The 20,780-nt window shown below is 68.2% G+C and carries 18 protein-coding genes; 12 read left to right on the plus strand and 6 right to left on the minus strand.

Annotation, left to right across the window (positions count from 1 at the left end; genetic code table 11):
* Positions 1-2: 2 nt before the first annotated feature.
* Complete coding sequence (locus HB681_RS28040; RefSeq protein WP_213958177.1) at positions 3-983, minus strand: tripartite tricarboxylate transporter substrate binding protein; 981 nt, start codon at positions 981-983, stop codon at positions 3-5.
* A 538-nt stretch (positions 984-1,521) separates the two neighbouring features.
* Complete coding sequence (locus HB681_RS28045) at positions 1,522-2,217, minus strand: Crp/Fnr family transcriptional regulator (protein ID WP_213958157.1); 696 nt, start codon at positions 2,215-2,217, stop codon at positions 1,522-1,524.
* Positions 2,218-2,278: 61 nt separating this feature from the next.
* Between HB681_RS28045 and HB681_RS28050 the strand changes: the two genes are divergently transcribed.
* From HB681_RS28050 to HB681_RS28060, 3 genes are all read left to right on the plus strand, one after another.
* Positions 2,279-2,572, plus strand: coding sequence for a DUF2970 domain-containing protein (locus HB681_RS28050; protein WP_345944768.1), 294 nt, complete (start codon positions 2,279-2,281; stop codon positions 2,570-2,572).
* Between the two features lie 110 nt (positions 2,573-2,682).
* Entirely contained in the window at positions 2,683-6,189 is a 3,507-nt protein-coding gene (locus tag HB681_RS28055; protein ID WP_213958158.1) for a pyruvate carboxylase, read from the plus strand.
* A 179-nt stretch (positions 6,190-6,368) separates the two neighbouring features.
* A complete protein-coding gene (locus HB681_RS28060) occupies positions 6,369-7,748 on the plus strand; it encodes an AMP-binding protein (RefSeq protein WP_213958159.1) in 1,380 nt (459 codons plus the stop codon).
* A gap of 67 nt (positions 7,749-7,815) precedes the next feature.
* Here the strand turns inward: HB681_RS28060 and HB681_RS28065 are convergent, their stop codons facing one another.
* Entirely contained in the window at positions 7,816-8,268 is a 453-nt protein-coding gene (locus HB681_RS28065) for an Lrp/AsnC family transcriptional regulator (RefSeq protein ID WP_213958160.1), read from the minus strand.
* A 193-nt stretch (positions 8,269-8,461) separates the two neighbouring features.
* Here HB681_RS28065 and HB681_RS28070 point away from each other — a divergent pair, with 193 nt between their 5' ends.
* The 5 genes from HB681_RS28070 to HB681_RS28090 all read left to right on the plus strand — a co-directional run bounded on the left by HB681_RS28070 (position 8,462) and on the right by HB681_RS28090 (position 13,524).
* Positions 8,462-9,619, plus strand: a complete 1,158-nt coding sequence (locus tag HB681_RS28070) for a saccharopine dehydrogenase C-terminal domain-containing protein (RefSeq protein WP_213958161.1) — start codon at positions 8,462-8,464, stop codon at positions 9,617-9,619.
* 23 nt (positions 9,620-9,642) lie between these two features.
* A complete protein-coding gene (locus HB681_RS28075; protein WP_213958162.1) occupies positions 9,643-11,151 on the plus strand; it encodes an aldehyde dehydrogenase family protein in 1,509 nt (502 codons plus the stop codon).
* Positions 11,148-12,398 (plus strand): FAD-dependent oxidoreductase, encoded by a 1,251-nt coding sequence (locus HB681_RS28080; protein WP_213958163.1) that lies wholly within the window; start codon positions 11,148-11,150, stop codon positions 12,396-12,398. Before HB681_RS28075 ends, HB681_RS28080 begins: the two co-directional genes overlap by 4 nt.
* Positions 12,399-12,554: 156 nt before the next feature.
* Positions 12,555-13,184 (plus strand): SOS response-associated peptidase family protein, encoded by a 630-nt coding sequence (locus tag HB681_RS28085; RefSeq protein ID WP_213958164.1) that lies wholly within the window; start codon positions 12,555-12,557, stop codon positions 13,182-13,184.
* A gap of 82 nt (positions 13,185-13,266) precedes the next feature.
* On the plus strand, positions 13,267-13,524 hold the full coding sequence (locus tag HB681_RS28090; protein ID WP_213958165.1) for a DUF3297 family protein: 258 nt from the start codon (positions 13,267-13,269) through the stop codon (positions 13,522-13,524).
* A 43-nt stretch (positions 13,525-13,567) separates the two neighbouring features.
* On the opposite strand, the gene HB681_RS28095 is transcribed toward HB681_RS28090, so the two are convergent.
* Positions 13,568-14,311: an SDR family oxidoreductase gene (locus HB681_RS28095; protein ID WP_213958166.1), complete on the minus strand. Its 744-nt coding sequence runs from the start codon at positions 14,309-14,311 to the stop codon at positions 13,568-13,570.
* A 102-nt stretch (positions 14,312-14,413) separates the two neighbouring features.
* Between HB681_RS28095 and HB681_RS28100 the strand changes: the two genes are divergently transcribed.
* Positions 14,414-15,310: an AraC family transcriptional regulator gene (locus tag HB681_RS28100; RefSeq protein ID WP_213958167.1), complete on the plus strand. Its 897-nt coding sequence runs from the start codon at positions 14,414-14,416 to the stop codon at positions 15,308-15,310.
* A 96-nt stretch (positions 15,311-15,406) separates the two neighbouring features.
* Complete coding sequence (locus tag HB681_RS28105) at positions 15,407-15,568, plus strand: hypothetical protein (RefSeq protein WP_256735132.1); 162 nt, start codon at positions 15,407-15,409, stop codon at positions 15,566-15,568.
* A 107-nt stretch (positions 15,569-15,675) separates the two neighbouring features.
* Here the strand turns inward: HB681_RS28105 and HB681_RS28110 are convergent, their stop codons facing one another.
* Positions 15,676-16,575, minus strand: coding sequence for a restriction endonuclease (locus HB681_RS28110; protein WP_213958168.1), 900 nt, complete (start codon positions 16,573-16,575; stop codon positions 15,676-15,678).
* Between the two features lie 140 nt (positions 16,576-16,715).
* Complete coding sequence (gene phnD / locus HB681_RS28115) at positions 16,716-17,792, minus strand: phosphate/phosphite/phosphonate ABC transporter substrate-binding protein (RefSeq protein WP_256735133.1); 1,077 nt, start codon at positions 17,790-17,792, stop codon at positions 16,716-16,718.
* 97 nt (positions 17,793-17,889) lie between these two features.
* Between phnD and HB681_RS28120 the strand changes: the two genes are divergently transcribed.
* Together HB681_RS28120 and HB681_RS28125 are read left to right on the plus strand one after the other, a co-directional pair.
* Positions 17,890-19,797 (plus strand): hybrid sensor histidine kinase/response regulator, encoded by a 1,908-nt coding sequence (locus tag HB681_RS28120; RefSeq protein WP_345944769.1) that lies wholly within the window; start codon positions 17,890-17,892, stop codon positions 19,795-19,797.
* A 164-nt stretch (positions 19,798-19,961) separates the two neighbouring features.
* Positions 19,962-20,780: ABC transporter substrate-binding protein (locus HB681_RS28125; protein ID WP_213958169.1), on the plus strand; the 819-nt coding region annotated here is incomplete at its 3' end.

Genomic DNA, 20,780 nt, shown 5'->3' on the forward strand with positions numbered 1-20,780 from the left:
GTTCAGTCGGCCTGGATGCCCAGGTCCTTGATGACCTTGCCGAAGCGTTCGAAGTCGGCCGCGTTGGTCTTCGCGAGCGTCTCCGGCGGGCCGCCCAGCGGTGTCGCGCCGAGCGTCTCCATGCGCGACACCACGTCGGGCATCTTCAGGATCTCGTTGAAGTGCGCGTTCAGCGTCTTCACGACATCGGCCGGCATGCCCTTCGGCCCGAACAGGCCGTGCCATGCGCTGACCTGCACGCCCTTGTAGCCAAGCTCCTCGAAGGTCGGGACGTTGGGCGCGAGCGGCGAACGCTTGCTGTCGGCCACGGCCAGCGGCACCATCTTCGCGCCCGGCAGGTAGGGCGCCACCGGGCCCAGCGTGATGTAGGTGAGGGGCACATGGCCGCCCAGCACGTCGTTCACGGCCGGCGCGACGCCGCGGTAGGGCACATGGCGCAGGTCGATGCCGGCCGCCTTGTTCACGAGTTCGCCGAGGATGTGCATCGGCGAGCCGCTGCCCGGGCTCGCATAGGACAGCGATTGGGTCCTGGCTGCGGTCGCCACGTCCTTGAAGGTCTTCATGCCCGCGCCGGAACCGGCGACCAGGAACAGCGGCAGCGTTCCCGTCTCGATGATCGGCGTGAAGCCGTTCAGCACGTCATAGCCGCCCACGCCGTTGGTCTTCAGGACCAGCTGCGCGATCGAGAAGGTGCTGGGCGCCAGCAGCAGCGTGTAGCCGTCCGCGGGCGCCTTGGCCACCCAGGCGCTGCCGATGACGCCGCTGGCGCCGGGGCGGTTGTCGACCACCACGGGCTGGCCGATGCGGCTGGACAGCTTCTCCCCGAACAGCCGCGCCAGCGCATCGGTGTCGCCGCCGGCCGGGTAGGCCACGACCAGCGTGATGGGCTTGGACGGATAACCCTGGGCCAGGGCCGGGGCGGCGGCGCAGGCCGCGACGGCGGACAGTGCGAGCGCGAGGACCTGGCGACGGGATTGCTTCATCATGGTTGGCGACCTGGGCGAAAGGGGTACGAAACTGGGGCCGATTTGCAGAGATCCGGGGCCTTGAGCGGGGGGCGGGATCTCCTTGATCTGCTACTTTGACGTTTCACTAATGAAACCGTGTTTTATTAGTGAACCGATGGAGCGAAGTTTAGGGATTGCATGGCGGGCACGCACACGGGAAAACCCTTTGTTTTCGGCTTCCTTGTAAGCAAAAAAGGTGTAGGACAGCCGGGAAGCCCAAGACGACGGGCAACTGGTGGGGAGGTCGAGACCCCTTCTTTTGCGAACCGTTCAAGCTCGTCTTTTGAGGATGGGATCAAGTCGCCAGAGGCTTCCAGCGTGGACGCGCATGCCGCGACCGGCAACGGCGAGTCGGCCGTCAAGGACCCGATCGACGAGATCGCAACGGCCCGAAAGCAACGCCTGGCCGCGTCGTCGCGAGTCGAGGACAGCGGCGAGCGGCGCGGGGCGCCGGCAAGTGCATCGATGCGAATGCGACCGTCAGGGCGCTTTCATATCAATGCGGTGCTTCCGGTCAGGTCTTGCGCGGCACGACCTGGCCGCTTTCCTGCAGCAGTTGCATGTCGAGGATCTCGATACGCCCATAGCGCAACGCGATGGCGCCGCGCTTCACCAGCACCTGGAGCTCCTTGTTGAGCGTGGGCCTGCTGATCCCCAGCATCATGGCCAGCGTGTCCTGCGAGGCGGTTATCACGCTGCGCTCCTCGATGCTGTCCGTCACGTCGCCGTGGGCCAGCAGGACCAAGCGCCGCACGATCCTTTCCAGCGTGCTTTGCAGCGCAGAGTCGCCCATCAGCCCATACGCCAGGCGCAATCGCGTCGCCACCTGCACGGCGATCGCATGGCTGAAGACGGGACGCTGCATCAGCTGGCCGAACTTGTCCGCGCTGACGGCCAGCACATCGGTATCCCCTACGGCAATCGCCGTGTGCGCGCGCGGCGCGCCTTCAAGCACTGCGACCTCGCCGATCCAGTTGCCGGGCTCGATGATGGTCAGGATCGCCTCGTTGCCGTCGGGGTGAAGGATGCTCAGCTTGATCAGCCCGCTCGCCACGCCGAAGAACGCCCCCGTGGGTGCCATGGCGGTGTCGCCCTGCCGGAACAGGAATTCGCCCGCAGCCAGGTGCCTCGGACTGGCGGCAGCCAGCAGCGCCTCGGCCTCCTCCTCGGGCAGGGCCTTGAACCACGGGTTTTCGTCGAAGACGTTCATGAGGGGTGCGCGTGACAGGGCGCCGGCAGAGTTTGCATCATCGCGCCGAATCGGCGTTCAAGTGTCGCGCGACATGCGCGGCTCGCAGCGCCATGGAAAACTGATACGCACGATCCGCCTCGATCTGCATCTGTTCTTTTGCCGGCAGGCACGCGATATTCAAAGCATGTCAATCCTTCCCCGTTCCGTTCGTGCCGTCCTGTGGAGCTTCATCGGGCTCGGTGGCCGTCGCGCCGATGCCGATGCGCGCACCGAGGACGTCGGCATCCTGAGCCTGGTCTGCATCGCGCTGGTGCTGGTCCTGCTGCTGGTCGGCGGCCTGATCGCGGTTGCCCGGTTCGCCGCGACGGCGTAGCGTGCGCGGAGGGCTCGCACATCGCGATCCCTCCGCGCAGCATCCGGGCGAGACGGGCACAGTTGGTGCTGGTAGATGCCTGCCTGCCGCTACCGCCCACGAAAGACCCCATGCCCGCCAAACCCATCGGCTCCGTCCTGATCGCCAACCGCTCCGAGATCGCCATCCGCGTGATGCGCGCCGCGGCTGAAATGAACATGCGCACTGTCGCGATCTATTCGCGCGAGGACCGGCTGGCGCTGCACCGCTTCAAGGCGGACGAAAGCTACCTGGTGGGCGAAGGCAAGAAGCCGCTGGCCGCCTACCTCGACATCGCCGACATCCTCGGCGTGGCGCGCGCCGCGAAGGTCGACGCGATCCATCCCGGCTACGGTTTCCTGTCGGAGAACCCGGACTTCGCGCAGGCCGTGCTCGATGCCGGCATCGAATGGATCGGGCCGCGCCCGGACGTGATGCGCACCCTCGGCAACAAGGTCGCCGCCCGCAACGCCGCCGTGGCCGCCGGCGTGCCGGTGATGCCGGCCACCTTGCCGCTACCGCTCGACCTGGCGGAATGCAAGCGCATGGCCGCCGAGGTCGGCTATCCCGTGATGCTGAAGGCCAGCTGGGGCGGCGGCGGTCGCGGCATGCGGGCGATCCAGGGCGAGGGCGAGCTCGAAGGCGCGCTGGCGGCGGCCCGTCGCGAGGCGCTGGCCGCGTTCGGCAACGACGAGGTCTATTTCGAGAAGCTGGTGCAGCGGGCTCGCCACGTCGAGGTGCAGATCCTCGGCGACACGCATCGCAACGTGGTGCACCTTTTCGAGCGCGACTGCACCGTTCAGCGGCGCAACCAGAAGGTGGTCGAGCGGGCGCCCGCGCCCTACCTGGACGAGACGACGCGCCAGGGCCTGTGCGACAGCGCGCTCAAGCTGATGCGCGCGGTCGACTACACGCACGCCGGCACCGTCGAGTTCCTGATGGACGCCGACACCGGCAAGTTCTATTTCATCGAGGTGAATCCGCGCATCCAGGTCGAGCACACGGTGACCGAGCTCATCACCGGCATCGACATCGTGAAGGCGCAGATCCGCATCAGCCAGGGCGGCCGCATCGGCCTGCGCGAGGACGAGACCGCCGCCGACGGCAGCGTGACGGCGCGCGCCACCGGCGTGCCGCCGCAGGCGGAGATCAGGCTCAACGGCCATGCGCTGCAATGCCGCATCACCACCGAGGACCCGGAGAACGGCTTCCTGCCCGACTACGGCCGCCTGAGCGCCTACCGCAGCGCGGCCGGCTTCGGCATCCGGCTCGACGCCGGCACGGCGTACGGCGGCGCGGTCATCACGCCGTACTACGACTCGCTGCTGGTGAAGGTCACGGCCTGGGCGCCCACGGCGAGGGAGACCATCCAGCGCATGGACCGCGCGCTGCGCGAGTTCCGCATCCGCGGCGTCGCGTCGAACCTGCAGTTCCTCGAGAACGTCATCAACCATCCGGACTTTGCCGCCGGCACGGTGACCACGCGCTTCATCGACACCACGCCCGAGTTGCTCGAGTTCACCAAGCGCCGCGACCGCGCCAGCAAGCTGCTCGGCTTCATCGCCGACGTGACGGTCAACGGCCATCCGGAGATGAAGGGGCGCAAGCTGCCCGACCTGCCGTTCATCAAGCCGATCCTGCCGAAGGTCGACCTCGCGACGCCGATTCCGCCCGGCTCGCGCGACCGACTGAAAGCACTCGGCGCCAAGGGCTTCGCGCAATGGATGCTGGACAGCAAGCCGGTGTTGATGACCGACACGACGCTGCGCGACGCCCACCAGTCGCTGTTCGCCACGCGCATGCGCACCGCCGACATGCTGCCGATCGCGCCCTTCTATGCGCGCGAGTTGCCGCAGTTGCTGTCGCTCGAATGCTGGGGCGGCGCGACCTTCGACGTGGCGATGCGCTTCTTGAAGGAAGACCCGTGGCAGCGCCTCGCGCAGCTGCGCGAGGCTGTTCCCAACATCCTGTTCCAGATGCTGTTGCGCGGCGCCAATGGCGTCGGCTACACGAGCTACGCCGACAACGTCGTGCGCTTCTTCGTCAAGCAGGCGGCCAGTTCCGGCGTCGACCTGTTCCGCGTGTTCGATGCGCTCAACTGGGTCGAGAACATGCGTGTGTCCATCGATGCGGTGCTCGAATCCGGCGCGCTGTGCGAGGGCGCGATCTGCTACAGCGGCGACCTGTTCGACCCCTCGCGGCCCAAGTACAGCCTGGCCTACTACACCGGCATCGCACGCGAGCTGCAGAAGGCCGGCGTCCACATCCTGGCCATCAAGGACATGGCGGGCATCTGCCGGCCGCGCGCGGTCGCGGCGCTGGTCAAGGCGCTCAAGGAAGAGACCGGGCTGCCGGTGCACTTCCACACGCACGACACCAGCGGCATCGCGTCGGCCTCGGTGCTGGCCGCGGTGGAGGCCGGCTGCGACGCGGTCGATGGCGCGCTCGACGCGATGAGCGGCCTCACCTCGCAACCCAACCTGTCGAGCATGGCCGCCGCGCTGGCGCACAGCGATCGCGACCCGGGCCTGTCGCAGCACGCGCTGCATGCGGCATCGAGCTACTTCGAAGGCGTGCGGCGCTTCTACGCACCCTTCGAAAGCGACATCCGCGCCGGCACCGCCGACGTGTATCGCCACGAGATGCCCGGCGGCCAGTACACCAACCTGCGCGAGCAGGCGCGCTCGCTGGGCCTCGAGCATCGCTGGACCGAGGTGTCGCAGGCGTACGCCGACGTGAACCGGCTGTTCGGCGACATCGTGAAGGTCACGCCCACCTCCAAGGTGGTCGGCGACATGGCGCTGATGATGGTCGCCAATGACCTCACGCCGGCCGACGTCGAGAGCCCGACGCACGAGATCTCCTTTCCCGAATCGGTGGTGTCGCTGTTCAAGGGCGAGCTCGGCTTTCCGCCCGACGGCTTTCCACCCGCACTGTCGCGCAAGGTGCTGAAGCTGGCCGAAGGCGTGGCGCCGCCCGTGGCCTACCGCCCCGGCGACGAGTTGCCGCCGGTCGACCTGGAAGCCGCACGCGCGCAGGCGGAGGCCGACGCCGGCATGCCGCTCGACGATTGCCAGCTCGCCAGTGCGCTGATGTACCCGAAGGTGGCGCGGGACTTCCACCAGCACCTGCAGTTGCACAGCGACACCTCGGTGCTGCCGACGCCGACCTTCTTCTACGGCCTGCGGCTGCAGGACGAAGTGGCGCTGGAGATCGATCCCGGCAAGACCTTGCTGGTGAGCCTGCAGGGCATGCACGACGACGAGGCCGCCGGCGCGGTCAAGGTCCAGTTCGAACTCAACGGACAGTCCCGCACCGTGCAGGTGGCCAAGGCCGGTGCCGCCAACGCGGCGCTCAAGCGCGAGGTGGCGGCGCCGGGCAATCCGCGCCATGTCGGCGCGCCGATGCCGGGGGCCATCGTCACCGTGCCGGTGCAGGCCGGGCAGGCGATCCAGGCCGGCGCCACGCTGGTCTCGCTGGAGGCGATGAAGATGGAAACGCACATCGTGGCAGAGCGTGATGGCGTGATCGAGCGGGTGCTGGTGAAGCCGGGGGACCGGGTGCAGGCGAAGGACCTGCTCCTGGAATGGAAGGCCTGAGTCGTCGGTTCGCGCCGGGATTCAGCCGCCTAAATCCACCCGATTGTTAAAAAGCGAACAGTCTTGCCGGGCGCAAATAGTCATCATCGGTACTTTCTATAACAGCCAAGCCCAATGTCTTCCCCCTCCGCAGCCAGATTGGCGCCGGGGAACGGATCGACCAGGGCCTGCAAACCGACATGACCTCACGCCCCTGGCTCGACTCCTACGGGACGATCCCGACCGAGATCGATCCCGACATCCATCCTTCGATCACCGCGCTGGCCGAGGCCGCGATGACGCGGTACGGCGGCAAGACCGCGTTCGTCAGTTCCGGCCAGAGACACAGCTATACCGAGATCGACGCGATCTCGCGCAACTTCTGCGCCTACCTGCAAAGCATGGGCGTGCGCAAGGGCGACCGCGTGGGCGTGATGTTGCCCAACGTCGTGGCCTTTCCCGTGGCCATGCTGGGGATCATGCGCGCCGGGGCGGTGCAGGTGAACATCAATCCGCTTTGCACGGCAAGCGAACTCCAGCACCAGCTCAATGACTCGGGCAGCAAGTGCATCGTGGTGTTCGGCGATGCGCTGGCCACGCTGGCCGAAGTCGTCGCCACCACGCGGGTGCGCCATGTGATCGTGGCCGGCCGGCCGTCCACGGGTGACGCGCTGGGCTGGGACGCCCGCGTGCCCGATGGCATCGAAGGCGCCGTCGGCCTGCCCGCCGCGCTGCGCATCGGCTCGCTGCTGCCGAGGCATCCGGTGCAACTGGGCGGCGACGACCTGCTGTTCCTGCAATATGCCGGCGGCACCACCGGCGAGTCGAAGGGCGCCGCCCTCACGCACCGCAACCTGGTCGCCAACACCGAGCAGCTCAAGGCCTTCCTGCCGCAAGCCACGCGCGAATGCGAGGAAGTCGTGGTGACCGCGCTTCCGCTGTCCCACATCTTCGGCCTCATGGTGAGCCTGCTCACCAACTTCTCGATCGGCGCGGAGAACTGGCTGGTGCGCAATCCGCACGACATGAATGCCCTGGTCGACACGCTGAAGCTTGCGCGGCCGACCGTCTTCGTGGGTGGCAACACGCTCTATGCCGGGCTGACGCAACATCCCGGCCTGGCCGAGGTCGACTGGTCGCGGCTGCGCCTGTCCGGCGCCGGCGGCGCGCCGGTCGACGCCGCGATGTCGGCGCGTTGGCAGGCGATCACCGGCTCTTTCATCCGCGAAGGCTATGGCATGGCGGAAACCTCGCCGGTGCTGTCGATCAACCCGCCCTCGATCGAGGCGTTCAGCGGCCACACGGGGCTGCCCCTGCCTTCCACCGACATCAAGCTGCTCGACGACGACGGCCAGGAAGTGCCCTTCGGCGAACCGGGCGAAGTCTCCGCGAAAGGCCCGCAGGTGATGCGCGGCTATTGGCAGCAGCCCGAGGCCAACGCCGCTGCGTTCACCGAAGACGGCTACTTCCGCACCGGCGACATCGGCCGGTTCGACAAGCACGGCTTTCTCCAGGTCGTGGGCCGCAAGGAGGACGTGGGCCGCCCGCAACCGCGTTGCGCCGCCTTGGCACCGGCCTGACAGGGCGCCTGCCTTCGCCCGGGAAGGCGCCCCACGAGTCCCTTCGGGGGGCCCGTCCAGGGCGTCGCTAACTCACCGGTCCGCGCCGGTCGATCTTGCGGCTGAGCACGATCGAGGTCTGCGTCTGCTTGACGCCTTCAATCTGGCCGAGCAGGTCGAGCAGCGCATCCAGTTGCTCGGGCGTGCCGCAGCGCAGCAGCACCATGTAGTCGAACTGGCCGCTGACCGCCCAGACCTCTTCCACCTCGGGCAGGCGTTCAAGCGCCCGCATCACCGCCGACGCGCCCTTCGCATTGACGCTCAAGCCGCAGAAGGCGCGCACTGCCGCCTGCTCCAGCCGCTGGCCCAGCCGCACGCCGAAGCCCGCGACGATGCCTTCGCGCTCCAGCCGCGCGATGCGCGCCACCACCGTGGTCCGCGCGACCTTGAGCTTGCGCGCCAGGTTGGCGGCCGGCTCGCGCGCATTGGCCTGGAGCAGCGCCAGCAGGTGATGGTCGAGGTCGTCGAGTCGTGAATCCATGGGTCGGCCCTGAAGCATTGGCGCCCGATTGTGGCGTCGCCAGCATCGCGAACGGGTGAACCGGAATCGACATGACCAAGCCGCTCGTCGAATCGACGAAGCAGGCCGCGCTTTCGACGTTTTACGCTCTGGCATCTGCCAGCACCCGCTTCCAGAATTCCTCCATCGGGCACGGTGCCTGAAGGAGAACGACATGACCAGGAAGCTGCACGACATCCACAAGGTCCTGGTGCTCGGCGCGGGCAAGGTCGGCGGCACGGTGGCCGACATGATCGCGCAGCACCATCGGCTGCCGGTGACGCTCGCCGATGTGAAGCCCGGCGCGGGCCAGGACAACGATGCGCTGGTGCGCCGCATCGCGCTGGACGTGGAGAGCGTCGAGGCGCTGCACGCGGCGCTGTCGGCGCACCAGGCCGTGATCAACTGCCTGCCCTTCTACCTCGCGCAACGCGTGGCGACGGCCGCGGCGCAGTGCGGCGTGCATTACTTCGACCTGACCGAGGACGTCATGGCGACCCGGGCCATCCGCGAGCTCTCGCGCGATGCCACCGCCTTGCTGATGCCGCAATGCGGACTGGCGCCCGGCGTGATCGGCATGCTCGGCGGCGAACTCGCGCGCCACTTCGACGCGCTCTACGACCTGCGGCTGCGCGTGGGCGCGCTCACCCGCAACGCCACCAACAGCCTGCGCTACAACTTCACCTGGAGCATCGACGGCGTCATCAACGAGTACTGCAACCCGTGCGATGCCATCGTCAACGGCCAGCGCGTCTCGGTGCAAGCGATGGAAGGCCACGAGACCTTCACGCTCGACGCGGAAGCCTTCGAGGCCTTCAACACCTCGGGCGGGCTCGGCACCCTGTGCGAGACGCTCCAGGGCAAGGTGCGCAATCTCGACTACAAGACCATCCGCTACCCCGGCCACCGCGACGCGATGGACTTCCTGCTGCACGACCTGCGCCTGATCGAGCGGCGCGACCTGCTGCGGCAGGTGCTGGAGCATGCGGTGCCGCACAGCCGCGAGGACGTGGTGATCCTGTTCGCATCGGCATCGGGCCTGCGCGACGGCCGCTTCGAGCAGGAGACGCGCGTGTGCCGCGTGTTCGGCTCGCCACTGCGCGGCAAGGAGCGCACGGCCATCGAGCTGACGACCGCGGCGGGCGTGGTGGGCGTGTTCGAATTGCTGCTGCAGGGCAAGCTTCCGGCGCAGGGCTTCGTGGGGCAGGAGCAGGTGCCGCTCGCGCAGTTTCTCGCGACCAAGGTCGGGCACTATTACGAGGGGTTGGGCGGCAAGGGCATGGGCGCATCCCCACGGAGCCCGCGGGCCCGGGCCGAACCCGTGCACGCCTGAACGCATCCATCGAGGAAAAGCAAATGAGTGAACTGTTGTCCGTATTGCAGCGCTGCGGCATTGCGCCCGGCGATATCCAGGGAGGCACGCTGGCCGTGCGCTCGCCAGTCGACGGGGCCGAATTGGCCCGACTGCGCGAGACCTCGCCAGACGAGGTGGAGGCCATCATCGCCAGGTCGAAGGCCGCCTTCCTGCAGTGGCGCCTGGTGCCCGCGCCGGTGCGTGGCGAGCTGGTGCGCCTGTGGGGCGAGGAACTGCGCCAGGCCAGGCGGGACATCGGCTGGGTCGTGTCCATCGAGGTCGGCAAGATCATCGAGGAGGGCCTCGGCGAGGTGCAGGAAGGCGTGGATATCTGCGAGTTCGCGCTGGGGCTGTCGCGACAGTTGCATGGCAGGACCATCGTGTCCGAACGGCCGGGCCACCGCATCATGGAGCAGTACCACCCGCTCGGCCCGGTGGCGATCATCACCGCGTTCAACTTCCCGAGCGCCGTGTTCGCGTGGAATGCCGCGCTGGCGCTGGTGTGCGGCGATCCGGTGATCTTCAAGCCGTCGGAGAAGGCAGGACTGTCGGGCCTGGCGACGTTCAAGGCGCTGGAGCGCGCCATCGCGCGTTTCGGCGACCGGGCGCCGCCCGGGCTGGCGCAGATCGTGATCGGCGGAGCGCCGCTGGCGGAAATGCTCGTGGACAGCCCGGCGATTCCGCTCGTCTCGGCGACCGGCTCCACGCGAATGGGCCGCATCGTCGGGCCGAAGGTGGCGAGCCGCTTCGGCCGGCGCATCCTGGAACTGGGCGGCAACAACGCGATGGTCGTCACGCCCGCGGCGGATCTCGACATGGCGCTGCGAGCGATTCTCTTCAGCGCGGTGGGCACCTGCGGCCAGCGCTGCACCTCGTTGCGGCGGCTGATCGTGCATCGCTCGGTGAAGGATGCGTTGCTGGAGAAGTTGTTGAACGTCTACGCGGCGCTGCGCATCGGCAATCCGCTGGCGGCCGGCACGCTGGTCGGGCCGCTGATCGACGCGCGGGCCTTCGACGCCTTGCAGGACGCGATGGCCGCTGCGAAGGCGCAAGGCGGCAAGGTGCTCGCGGGCGGCGAGCGCGTGCTGGCGGAGGAATTCCCGAACGGCTGGTACGTGCGCCCCGCCATCGTCGATATGCCCGCGCAGACCCCGATCGTGCGCCACGAGACCTTCGGCCCACTGCTCTACGTGCTCGCGTATGACGACTTCGACGAGGCCATCGCAATCCACAACGACGTGCCGCAGGGTCTCTCGTCCTGCATCTTCTCGAACGACATGCGCGAGGTCGAGACCTTCATCTCCGCAGCCGGCTCCGACTGCGGCATGGCCAACGTGAACATCGGGCCGAGCGGCGCGGAAATCGGCGGCGCATTCGGCGGCGAGAAGGAGACCGGCGGCGACCGCGAGAGCGGCTCCGATGCGTGGAAGCAGTACATGCGCCGCACGACCAACACCATCAATTTCTCCAGGGAGCTGCCACTGGCGCAGGGCATTTCGTTTTCCGCATGAAAAACACAGTTGCCATCCTTGGCGCCGGCATCGTGGGCGTGTCCTGCGCGCTCGAATTGCAGCGGCGCGGCTTCGATGTCACGTTGCTCGACCGCAGCGCGCCGGGCCGCGAGACCTCCCACGGCAACGCCGGCGTGCTCGCGAGCAGTTCGCTCGTGCCCTTCAACAACCCGGGGCTCTGGGCTTCCTTGCCCAAGCTGCTGAAGAACACCTCGGCCAGCTTCCGCTATGACCCGCTGTTCATGGCGCGGAACCTGCCCTGGGCGCTGGGCTTTCTGTCGCGGGCGCGGGCGAGTGTCTTCGAGGAAACCGCGACGGCGCTCGACGCCCTGATCCGGCTCTCGGGCGACGCGCATCGGCGGCTGCTGGTGGAGGCCGGTGTCGCACATCGTTTGCGAGACACCGGATGGATGTTCCTCTATCGCACCGAGGAAGCGTTTGCCGCCGGCCGCCGGTCACGCGAGACCTACGACAGGTTCGGCGTTGCCACGCAGGCGCTCGATGCGCGCGAACTGTCGGAACTCGAGCCGCACCTGAAGCCGATTTTTCCGCGCGCGTTGTGGATCAAGGATGCGGCGTCGGTGGACAGCCCGGGCCGGGTGGTCGAGGCTTATGCCCAACTGTTCCGCGCACGCGGCGGCCGCATCCGCCAGGCCCTTGTCGAACGGATCGAACGGTCGCAAGCCGAGGCGTGGCGCGTTGCCGAGGAAGACGGCACGGTGCATGAGGTCGCGCGCGTGGTGCTTGCACTCGGGCCGTGGACCCGCGAGTTCGCGAAGAAGACACTCGGCCTGAGCGTGCCGATGGCCTTCGAGCGCGGCTATCACATGCACTATGACGCCGCGGGCGGCGCATCCCTGCGGCGGCCGATCTACGACACCGGCGGCGGCTATGTGCTGTCGCCGATGGCGCAGGGGCTGCGTCTTACCACTGGCGTGCAACTGGCGGCACGCGATGCGCCCCGCAACTTCGTGCAACTCGATCTGGCCGAGCGCGCGGCAAGGGAGGCGTTTCCGCTCGATCAGCGGCTCGAAGCGGATCCCTGGATGGGCAGCAGGCCGACGTTGCCCGACAGCCGGCCGATCATCGGCGAATGCCCGGGGCATGCAGGCCTGTGGCTCGCGTTCGGGCACCAGCACATCGGCTTCAGCACCGGGCCGGGCACGGCGGCGCTGCTGGGCGCCATGATGGCGGGCGAGGCCTGCGCCTTCGATCCGGCGCCATTTCGCGCCTCGCGCTTCTTGTGAACTTTGGTTCTCGCGCGCCGGCCCGAAGCGCCTATTGGCTTCAAAAAGTCGGGATTGTGCGCATCAATCGGGGGCCGGACGCGCCTTCGGCCGGTACAAAATCGGGCCCGCGACCCTGACACCCAAGCGAGCCGGAACCCGTCCACCGAGCCACCCATGACGATCGTCTACGAGTCAGCCCGAGATACGCGCCACTACCAGGAGCGCTTCCAGCTCACCTGCCTGGCGCCCGAGCCGCTGGTGCGGCCCGGCGAGCGCGGCCTGTTCGTGCGCCGTCCGCGCGGCGACCGGGGCGGCGCCTCACCGGATTCGCGCTACGAAGCGGCGCTGGGCCGCTGGGGACTCATCCCGTTGTTCTCCAGCACGGCGGACTATCCCGCCACCTTCGAGGCGGCCGCCGAGTCGGCGGCCGGCGAGCGCGACTTCCTGCAGCCCTGGAAGCGCGGCCACCGCTGCATCGTGCTGGCCGACGCGCTGTATCGGCGCGGCGAGCAGGACCAGCGCATCGTGCGCGTGACGCGCGCCGACGGCGAGCCGCTCGCGCTGGCCGGGCTCTGGAATGGCTGGCGCGCGCCAGACGGCCAATGCGTGGAGAGCTTCGCGCTGCTCACGTTGCCCTCGGAGGAGCATGCCGGCGGACGCCGCGCAGTGTTCCTGCGCGAGGGTTGGCTCGATGACTGGCTGCACTGCCCGGTGGAAGAAGCGGCCGCCTGCCTGCGGCCCTACGACCTCGGCAAGCTGCTGCGCACGCCCGTCGAAAGCTACCCCGTGCGCCAGGCCTCGTAGCCCCTCCGGCCGCCCTCCCCGGGCCGCTTCATGCCGGGGAATTCCCTCGAACGAAAATGACGCGTTCAAGAAACCCGACACCATGACCGACGAAACAACCCAAGCACCCCGGCCGCCGCTGCCCGACCATCTCTCCATCGACACGCGCAGTCCGCACCATGTGCCTGCCGTGTTCGAGCACGACATCGGCGTGCGCTTCAACGACAAGGACCGGCTCGACGTGGAGGAATACTGCGTCAGCGAAGGGTGGATCAAGGTCCCCGCCGGCCGCGCGCTCGACCGCAAGGGCAAGCCGCTGCTGATCAAGTTGAAGGGGCGGGTGGAGGTTTATTACAAGTAGCAAGCGGGCACCTGCACACAGGAACCGCAGACTGCCCGAGCCCTCATTTCGATGAAGCCAGCGCCACCGCGTCGGCGCCCGCCGCGTACCGCAGCTGACCGGACTCATCGTTCGCGGCGCGCCATACCGCTTCAGCTACATCGCCTTCCATCGTCACCGCAGCCGGCTGCGCGAACGCGGCAAAGACCTGCTGTGCGAAGGGCGCATAGGCTTCTGGAATCAAGCCCTCCATGCGCGCGCCGCCGTTGCTCGCGAAGCGCGTTGTCGGCGCATAGCCCGGCTCCACCAGTTTCACGCGGACGCCGAACGCTTCAAGCTCGAAAGCCAGCGACGCGGTGAAGCCTTCGACGGCCGTCTTGCTCGCGGTGTAGACGGCGACCAAAGGCATCGGCGCCAGCGTCGCGCTGGAGGTCACGTTCACCACCACCCCCGAGCGGCGCGCACGGAACTGCGGCAGCACCGCCTGCGTCATCGCCATCGTGCCGAAGGTGTTGGTGTCGAACAGCTCGCGCGTCGTCGCCATCGGCGTGGCCTCGAAGGCGCCGAGCAGGCCGATACCCGCGTTATTGACCAGCACGTCGATGGGGCCGGCTGCTTCGATCGCGTCGGCGAGGCTTTCGGGCTTCGTCACGTCGAGGGCCAGCACGCGGAGCCTGCTGGATCGGGGCAGGATGTCTTCGTTGGGTGTTCGCATGGTGGCGACGACGTTCCAGCCCTGCGCGTGGAAGTGGCGCGCGATCTCCAGGCCATAGCCCGACGAGCACCCGGTGATGAGTGCGGTTTTCATGGTGATTTGCTTGGTGGTTGTGTTCATGGCCTCAACGATATCGGGCGTGCGTTGGACTATCTACAATGCAAAGTCCAGATTTCATTTGCAATCGTCCAACTGATGAACGACCCGCTGTCCGAAGTCATTGCGCTTCTCCAGCCCCGTGCCGTGTTCTCCAAGCGCATCAGCGGCGCCGGTCGCTGGGGCGTGCGCTACTCCGACTTCGGCCAGCCCAGCTTCTGTGCGGTGCTTTCGGGTAGTTGCAGGCTCGCGGTCGATGGCGAGGAAGCAGTCGCGCTCGCAGCGGGCGACTTCGTGTTGCTGCCGGCGACGCCGGGCTTCGTGCTGTCGGGCTTCGAGCCGGTGACGCCGGTGCATATCGATCCGAAAGCGACGGCTGCATCCACCGGCGAGGTGCGCCACGGCACGCGGGGCGGGCAACCCGACGCGCGTCTGCTCGGCGGCTACTTCGTCTTCGATTCACCCGACGCGGCCTTGCTCGTGTCGCTGCTGCCGACGCTGGTGCATGTGCGCGGCGTCGAGCGGCTGTCGGTGCTGGTGCGGCTGGTCGGCGAGGAATCCAGCGAACGCCGGTCCGGCCGCGAACTGGTGCTCACGCGGCTCGTGGAACTGCTGCTCATCGAGGCGCTGCGCTCCAGCTCGGGCGAAGACGCGCCGCCCGGCTTGCTGCGCGGCCTGGCCGATGCGCGGCTGGCGCAGGCGATGCGGCAGATGCACGGCGATCCTGGGCGTCCCTGGACCATGGCCCAGCTTGCGAAGAAGGCCGCGCTGTCACGCTCGGCGTTCTTCGATCGATTCACGCGCGCCGTGGGCTTGCCGCCGATGGAGTACCTGCTGGCCTGGCGCATGGCCATCGCGAAGGATCTTCTGCGGCGCAACGACGTCGGGATCGCGGAGGTTGCGGAGCGTGTGGGGTATGGGTCGGCGAGCACCTTCAGTACCGCGTTCAGCCGGCATGTGGGATTGCCGCCGGGGCGTTACGCGCGCGGGGGGTGATGTGCCGCGTGTGGCGATGCGATCGCCAATGGCCTGGCGACTGCTGCACTGCGATCCCGGCTGAGTGCCGAAGTCGGCTGTTGGTGCCGGAACGTTATGAATGTTGAACAGGCCGCTGTTTCAAAGCTGGAACGCCGTGACGACATGTACGTCAGCACTCCCCGCGATTACGTCATGGCGCTGGGTGGTGAGTTGAAGCTGGTGGCCTCGTTCCCGGATGGCGACATTCAGGTCCACCCGTTTGTACTGGCGCACTGACAGATCAGCAACACGCAGCGGTTTCCGTGAGCCTGCACCTCGCGGACCTCGCCGCTCTGCAGCCGGTTCACCGAACCGACGCGGCTTGCATCAGTAAGGCGCAGCGCTTATGCAGTGCCCCTGCAACGCGGATATTCCGAACACCCCCAGAAGTCCTTCCCGGCGTTGGCGCCCTTCTTCGCGGTCCGGCGGAGCATCGGCTGCCTGCACTTCGGGCACGCGGGTGCGTGCATCGCGGGGGCTTGCGTTTCGACGGCTGGAATCGGTGCGTATGTCGATGCGGCCGGACTTGGCCTGACCTGCGGTGTCGCCGCTGGCGCCGCGGCAGGTTGCCTGGATACCTTGGCTTGACGCAGCATTTCCTGCAGCCTGGGTCCGTCGATCAAACGGATATTGCGCCCCATGGCGAATTCCTGCGCTTCGGCCGTGAACCGCCCGGAGGTCACGACGAATCCGCCGGCCGCCCCGCTCGCGGCCATCACGCCGTAGAGCTCGCGCACGACAGGCACCGACACCTTGAACGCACGCCATTGCTTGCATTGCACGAGGTACTTCTCGCCACCCTTGCGCAACACCAGGTCGACGCCGCCATCGGGTCCGGGACCGTCGTTCTCCAGCACGCCGTATCCCTGCAAGCGAAAGCCTTCCCCGACGAGCTTCTCGAAGTCGCGCCAGGTCATGCCATCCAGGCTGTCTGCTGCCTCTGACCGCGTGACGTTGTCGACAAGCTTGCGGCGGGTATGGCGGCGCCACGCGGAAACCGCGGCGCCAATCACGCAGAGGGCGGGGACCAGGTGCTGAAAAATGCGTGCGAGCATGGGCCAGACCGAGCCAACCACGACACCGGCCAGGTCGCCGGGCTTTGCCACCGCAAACGAAGGTGGCGTCGCCGCGCTGTGCAGCAGTACGAAGCTGGCCAGAGCAAGCGCCAGCCCCACGTACCAGGGCAGGAGTGAGACGAGGTCGATGAAGTCTTCGGCAGGGCTGGATTTCTTGCGGCGCGGCATGCAAAAACGAGGTTGAAATTGTTACGCAACTGTAACCGGACGACCCGATCGCGCCGCGTTCCGGACGGACCTCAGGAGACGGGGACCCTGAACCAGTCCGCCACGCTAGCCAGGGAGTCGCCGACGGATCGCTCGATGAATCAAGGCGCCGCACCCCTCAACGCCCCCACCTGCTCTGCATACCCGTTCTCGATGCGCAGCAGTCGCGCCTGCCTGGCCGCCTCGTTGACCCACTGCGCCGTGAGCGCGTTCTGCAGGGCCAGCTGATAGGCCAGCCTTGCTGCGGGCAGCAATGACGTGTTGTCGGCCGCCACGAAGCCGGCCAGGTCGTGCAGCGACTTCAACGTGGCGCGCTCGCCGTCGCCCGCCGGGCCCTTGGCCTTGCCATAGCTGACGAGGAAGGCCTGCACCTTGCGCTGGAACTCCGGCGGATAGGCGCGCCGCACCACGATCTGCGCATGCGGGATCAGGTCGGACTGCCACACTGCATGCAGGCGCTGCGCCTCGGCCGGGAACTGCTGGGTGAAGCGCTCGAAGTCAGCGGTGTTGTTGGTCGCGACGTCGGCGTCGCCGTTGGCCACTGCGAGCGCCGTGGCCTGGTGCGTGCCGACCACCTCGCTGCGAAAGCGCGTCTCCATCGCAATGTGGTTGGGCAGGAACAACTGCAGTTGGGGCACGATGAAGCCCGACACCGACCGGCTCTCGCCGCGCGCCAGGCGCCAGCGGCCGGGGTCGTCGAGGACCTCCTTCAGGCTCGTCGGCGCGCTGTCCTTGCGCGTGAGCAGCGTTGCGCGGTAGCCCGGCAGGCCGTCGTGGCGCGTCACTTGCGCGACGACCGTCATGCGCCGCTGCGTGACGGTGTCCAGCGCCATCTTGCCGGACAGGAAGGCCATGTCGACTTCGTCGCGCTCGATGGCGCGCTCGAGCGCTTCGTACGACGTGACGGAGAGCACCGCCACCGGCCTTCCAAGCGCACGACTCAGGTCGGCCAGCAGCGGTTCCCAGTCGTTGCGCGACTCGAAGGCGCCGCCGAGGGGCAGAATGCCGAAGCGCACCGGCGCCGTGGGGCTGGCCGCGACTTGTCCGGTCGCGGGCCGCGCCATCATGAGCAGCCCGACGAGCCAGACGGCCATTGCAAAGGCAGCGACCAGCTTCAGCCAATCGACCCGACGCTGCGCGACCGCGGGGCCATTGGAGCGAACGAATGAAAGCTGCATCTATCTTCGGGTCGGGTCCGGTAGTCAAATGAGAAGCGCCGGGTCCACAATTAAATACCAACTTGTGACGATTTTGACTACTTGACACTGCAATGCTGTGACACCCGACGCTACGGCCCCCTCTCCCCCGCCGGCCTTCCCTGCCCGTGCGCTGCGGACGCTCACCCACTTCTCGCTGGCGCAGCAGCTGGTGCTGCTCGCCCTGCTGCCGGCCATCGTGGCCACGCTGGGCGCCATCGCGGTGCTGACCCGGCAGCACCTGGGCAGTGTCACCAACCTGATGCGGGCCAACGGCCAGACGGTGGCCCTGCAAGTGGCGGCCATGGCGCAGACACCGCTGGCGCGCATGGACCGGCGCGCGCTGCTGCGCGCAGCGCAGTCGGGCAGCGCACAGCCACAGGTGCAGCGCGTGCAGATCTGGACCCATGACGGCGAGATCGTGGCCGACGCCGAGAGCCTCGAGTCCGGCAAGGCGGAAGGGCTGCAAGTGGTGGCCGCGGTGGTCAGCGACGAGGGCAGTCCCATCGGCAAGGTGATGGTGGAGATCAGCCTCGACGCAGTGCAGAAGGCCAAGAACAACGTCTGGCTCAACGTGTTCGGGGTGCTGGCGGCCAGCCTGATCGGCGTGGGGCTGGCAGCCTGGTGGGCAGCGCGGCGCATCAGTGCGCCGATCCGCGAGCTGGGCGAGGCGGTGGACCGCCTGGGCGCCGGGAAGGATGCCAGCGTGCAGATCACCGGCACTACCGAGGTGCGTCGCCTGCAGCACGGCTTCAACCAGGCCGCGCGCGCCCTCGGCGAAAGCCAGCGGCTTCTGCAAAGCCGCATCGCCCAGGCCACGGCCGAGCTGGAAAGCAAGAACCAGCAGCTCGAGGTCGCGAGCCAGGCCAAGACCCGGCTGCTGGCTGCCGCGAGCCATGACCTGCGCCAGCCCCTGCATGCGCTGACGCTGTTCTCCGACGGGCTCTCCAACGGCGAGACCGACCCGCTCAAGCTGCAGCGCATCGGCCACATCCGCGAGTGCGTCGATTCGCTGGACCGGCTGTTCTCTGAACTGCTGAACCTGTCGCAGCTCGACGCCGGGGTGCTGCAGCCGCAATGGATCGACTTCCCGCTGGACCGCCTGTTCGACGAGATCAGCCGCAACTTCCGCGCCGTGGCCGAGCAGCAGAACCTGCGCCTGGTGGTGCGCAAGACCGACCTGTGGGTGCGCTGCGACTACGTGATGCTGTCGCGCATCCTGAACAACCTGGTGTCGAACTCGCTGCGCCACACCAACGAAGGCGGCGTGCTGATCGGCGCGCGGCGGCGCGGCAAGGGCGTGCGCATCGACGTGTACGACACAGGCATCGGCATTGCGGTGCAGCACCAGAAGCGGGTGTTCGAGGAGTTCTTCCAGATCGGTCCGGCACGCAGCACCGGTGCGCGCGGCATGGGCCTGGGGCTATCCACGGTGCAGCGCCTGGCGAACCTGCTCAACACGCGCGTGGAACTCAGCTCGGTGCCCCGGTGCGGCACCGTCGTGCGCGTGATGATCCGCGCCGCGGTGCCGGCCGAGGCGGCGCCGGTGCTGCAGAACGGCAGCGCCAGCCCCGAGGGCGAGGCCAGCCTGGCCGGCGTGCGGGTGCTGGTGATCGACGACGAGCGCACCATCCTCGAAGGCCTGCAGGTGGTGCTGTCGAACTGGGGCGCCGTCGTGATGGCGGCGCAAAGCCGCGAGGAAGCGCTGGCGCTGGCCGACCACTGGGACCGCCCGCCGGACGCGGTGGTGAGCGACCTGCTGCTGCGCGAGGGCGACAACGGGTTGGACGTGCTGGCGGCGCTGGAGCGGCATCCGCGCGGCATCGGCGCGGCCACGGCCCGCCTGCTGGTGACCGGCGAGACCAAGCCGGACCGGCTGCGCGAAGTGGCCAGCGCGGGCGTCGCGGTGCTCTACAAGCCGGTGTCGCCGCGCGTGCTGCGGCAAGCCATCGCAGCGCAGCTCGCGGCCTTGGGCGAGAAGGTGTGAAGCGTCGGCGCAGGGCTTTCCATTCGGGATAGACCGTTCGGCCGATCTGTCGCCATGCCGCTGCGGCATCCTCCCGCAGGGGCTTGCAGACATAACTCGTCTGCCTTATCGCGCAACCGGCGTGCGCTCCTTACATTGGTTCAACTACCACTGCTGTGCAGTCCATGTTCCCCACACCCTTTGTCGCCGCCGGTCGCAAGGTATGGCTCGCGCCGTGCCTGGCGCTGCTGTGGGCGATGCTGTGGGCGACGCCGGTGCGCGCCGTGGGCATCACGGTGCTGCAGGCCGACGACCTGCCGGCGCATGTGGAGTTCGTGCGGCAATTGAAGGACTCGCAGGATCCGAACGGCAGTTTCGCGCTGGTGCGCGTGGGCGCGCAGGGCACCGCGGCGGGGGCGCCGAATGCGACCACCGAGCTGGCGGGTGCGGAGGACGATCGTGTTGGCGGCGGCGTGCGCACCCGAGGCGCGCGAGCCAACGCCTCTGGCGCCGCCACCCTGCCGGCCTCGATCACCATCGCGGTCGGCCCCGACGCCGCCAAGGCCGCGCTGGAGCGGCCCGGCACCGAGCCGCTGATGCTCGCGATGCTGAGCCGCCTCGACTATGAAAGCCTCAAGAACCATCCCGCGCTGCGCCGCGTCGACCGCCGCGTCGGCGTGCTGCTGCGCGACCCGGCCATGGCCGATGCGATCGCGCTGGTGGACGCCGTGCTGCCGCGCAAGCGCCGGCTGGGCATGGTCGTCACGGATGAATCGGAACCGCTGTTGCAGGAAGTGCGGCGCGCCGCGCCGGGCTGGGACTTGCAGGTGGAATACGCTGCCGATCCGCGCTCGCTCGCCCGTGCGCTCAAGGCGCTGATGCCCAGGAGCGATGCGCTGCTGGTGCTGCCCGACCTGATCGGCGACGACCAGGCGGCCACGCTTGCCGTGCTGCGCGCCGCCGCCACCGCGGGCGTGCCGGTGTTCGGCGCGAGCGACGGGCTG

This window comes from Variovorax sp. dw_954, assembly GCF_018449755.1.
In the GTDB taxonomy this organism is placed as follows: Bacteria; Pseudomonadota; Gammaproteobacteria; order Burkholderiales; family Burkholderiaceae_C; genus Variovorax.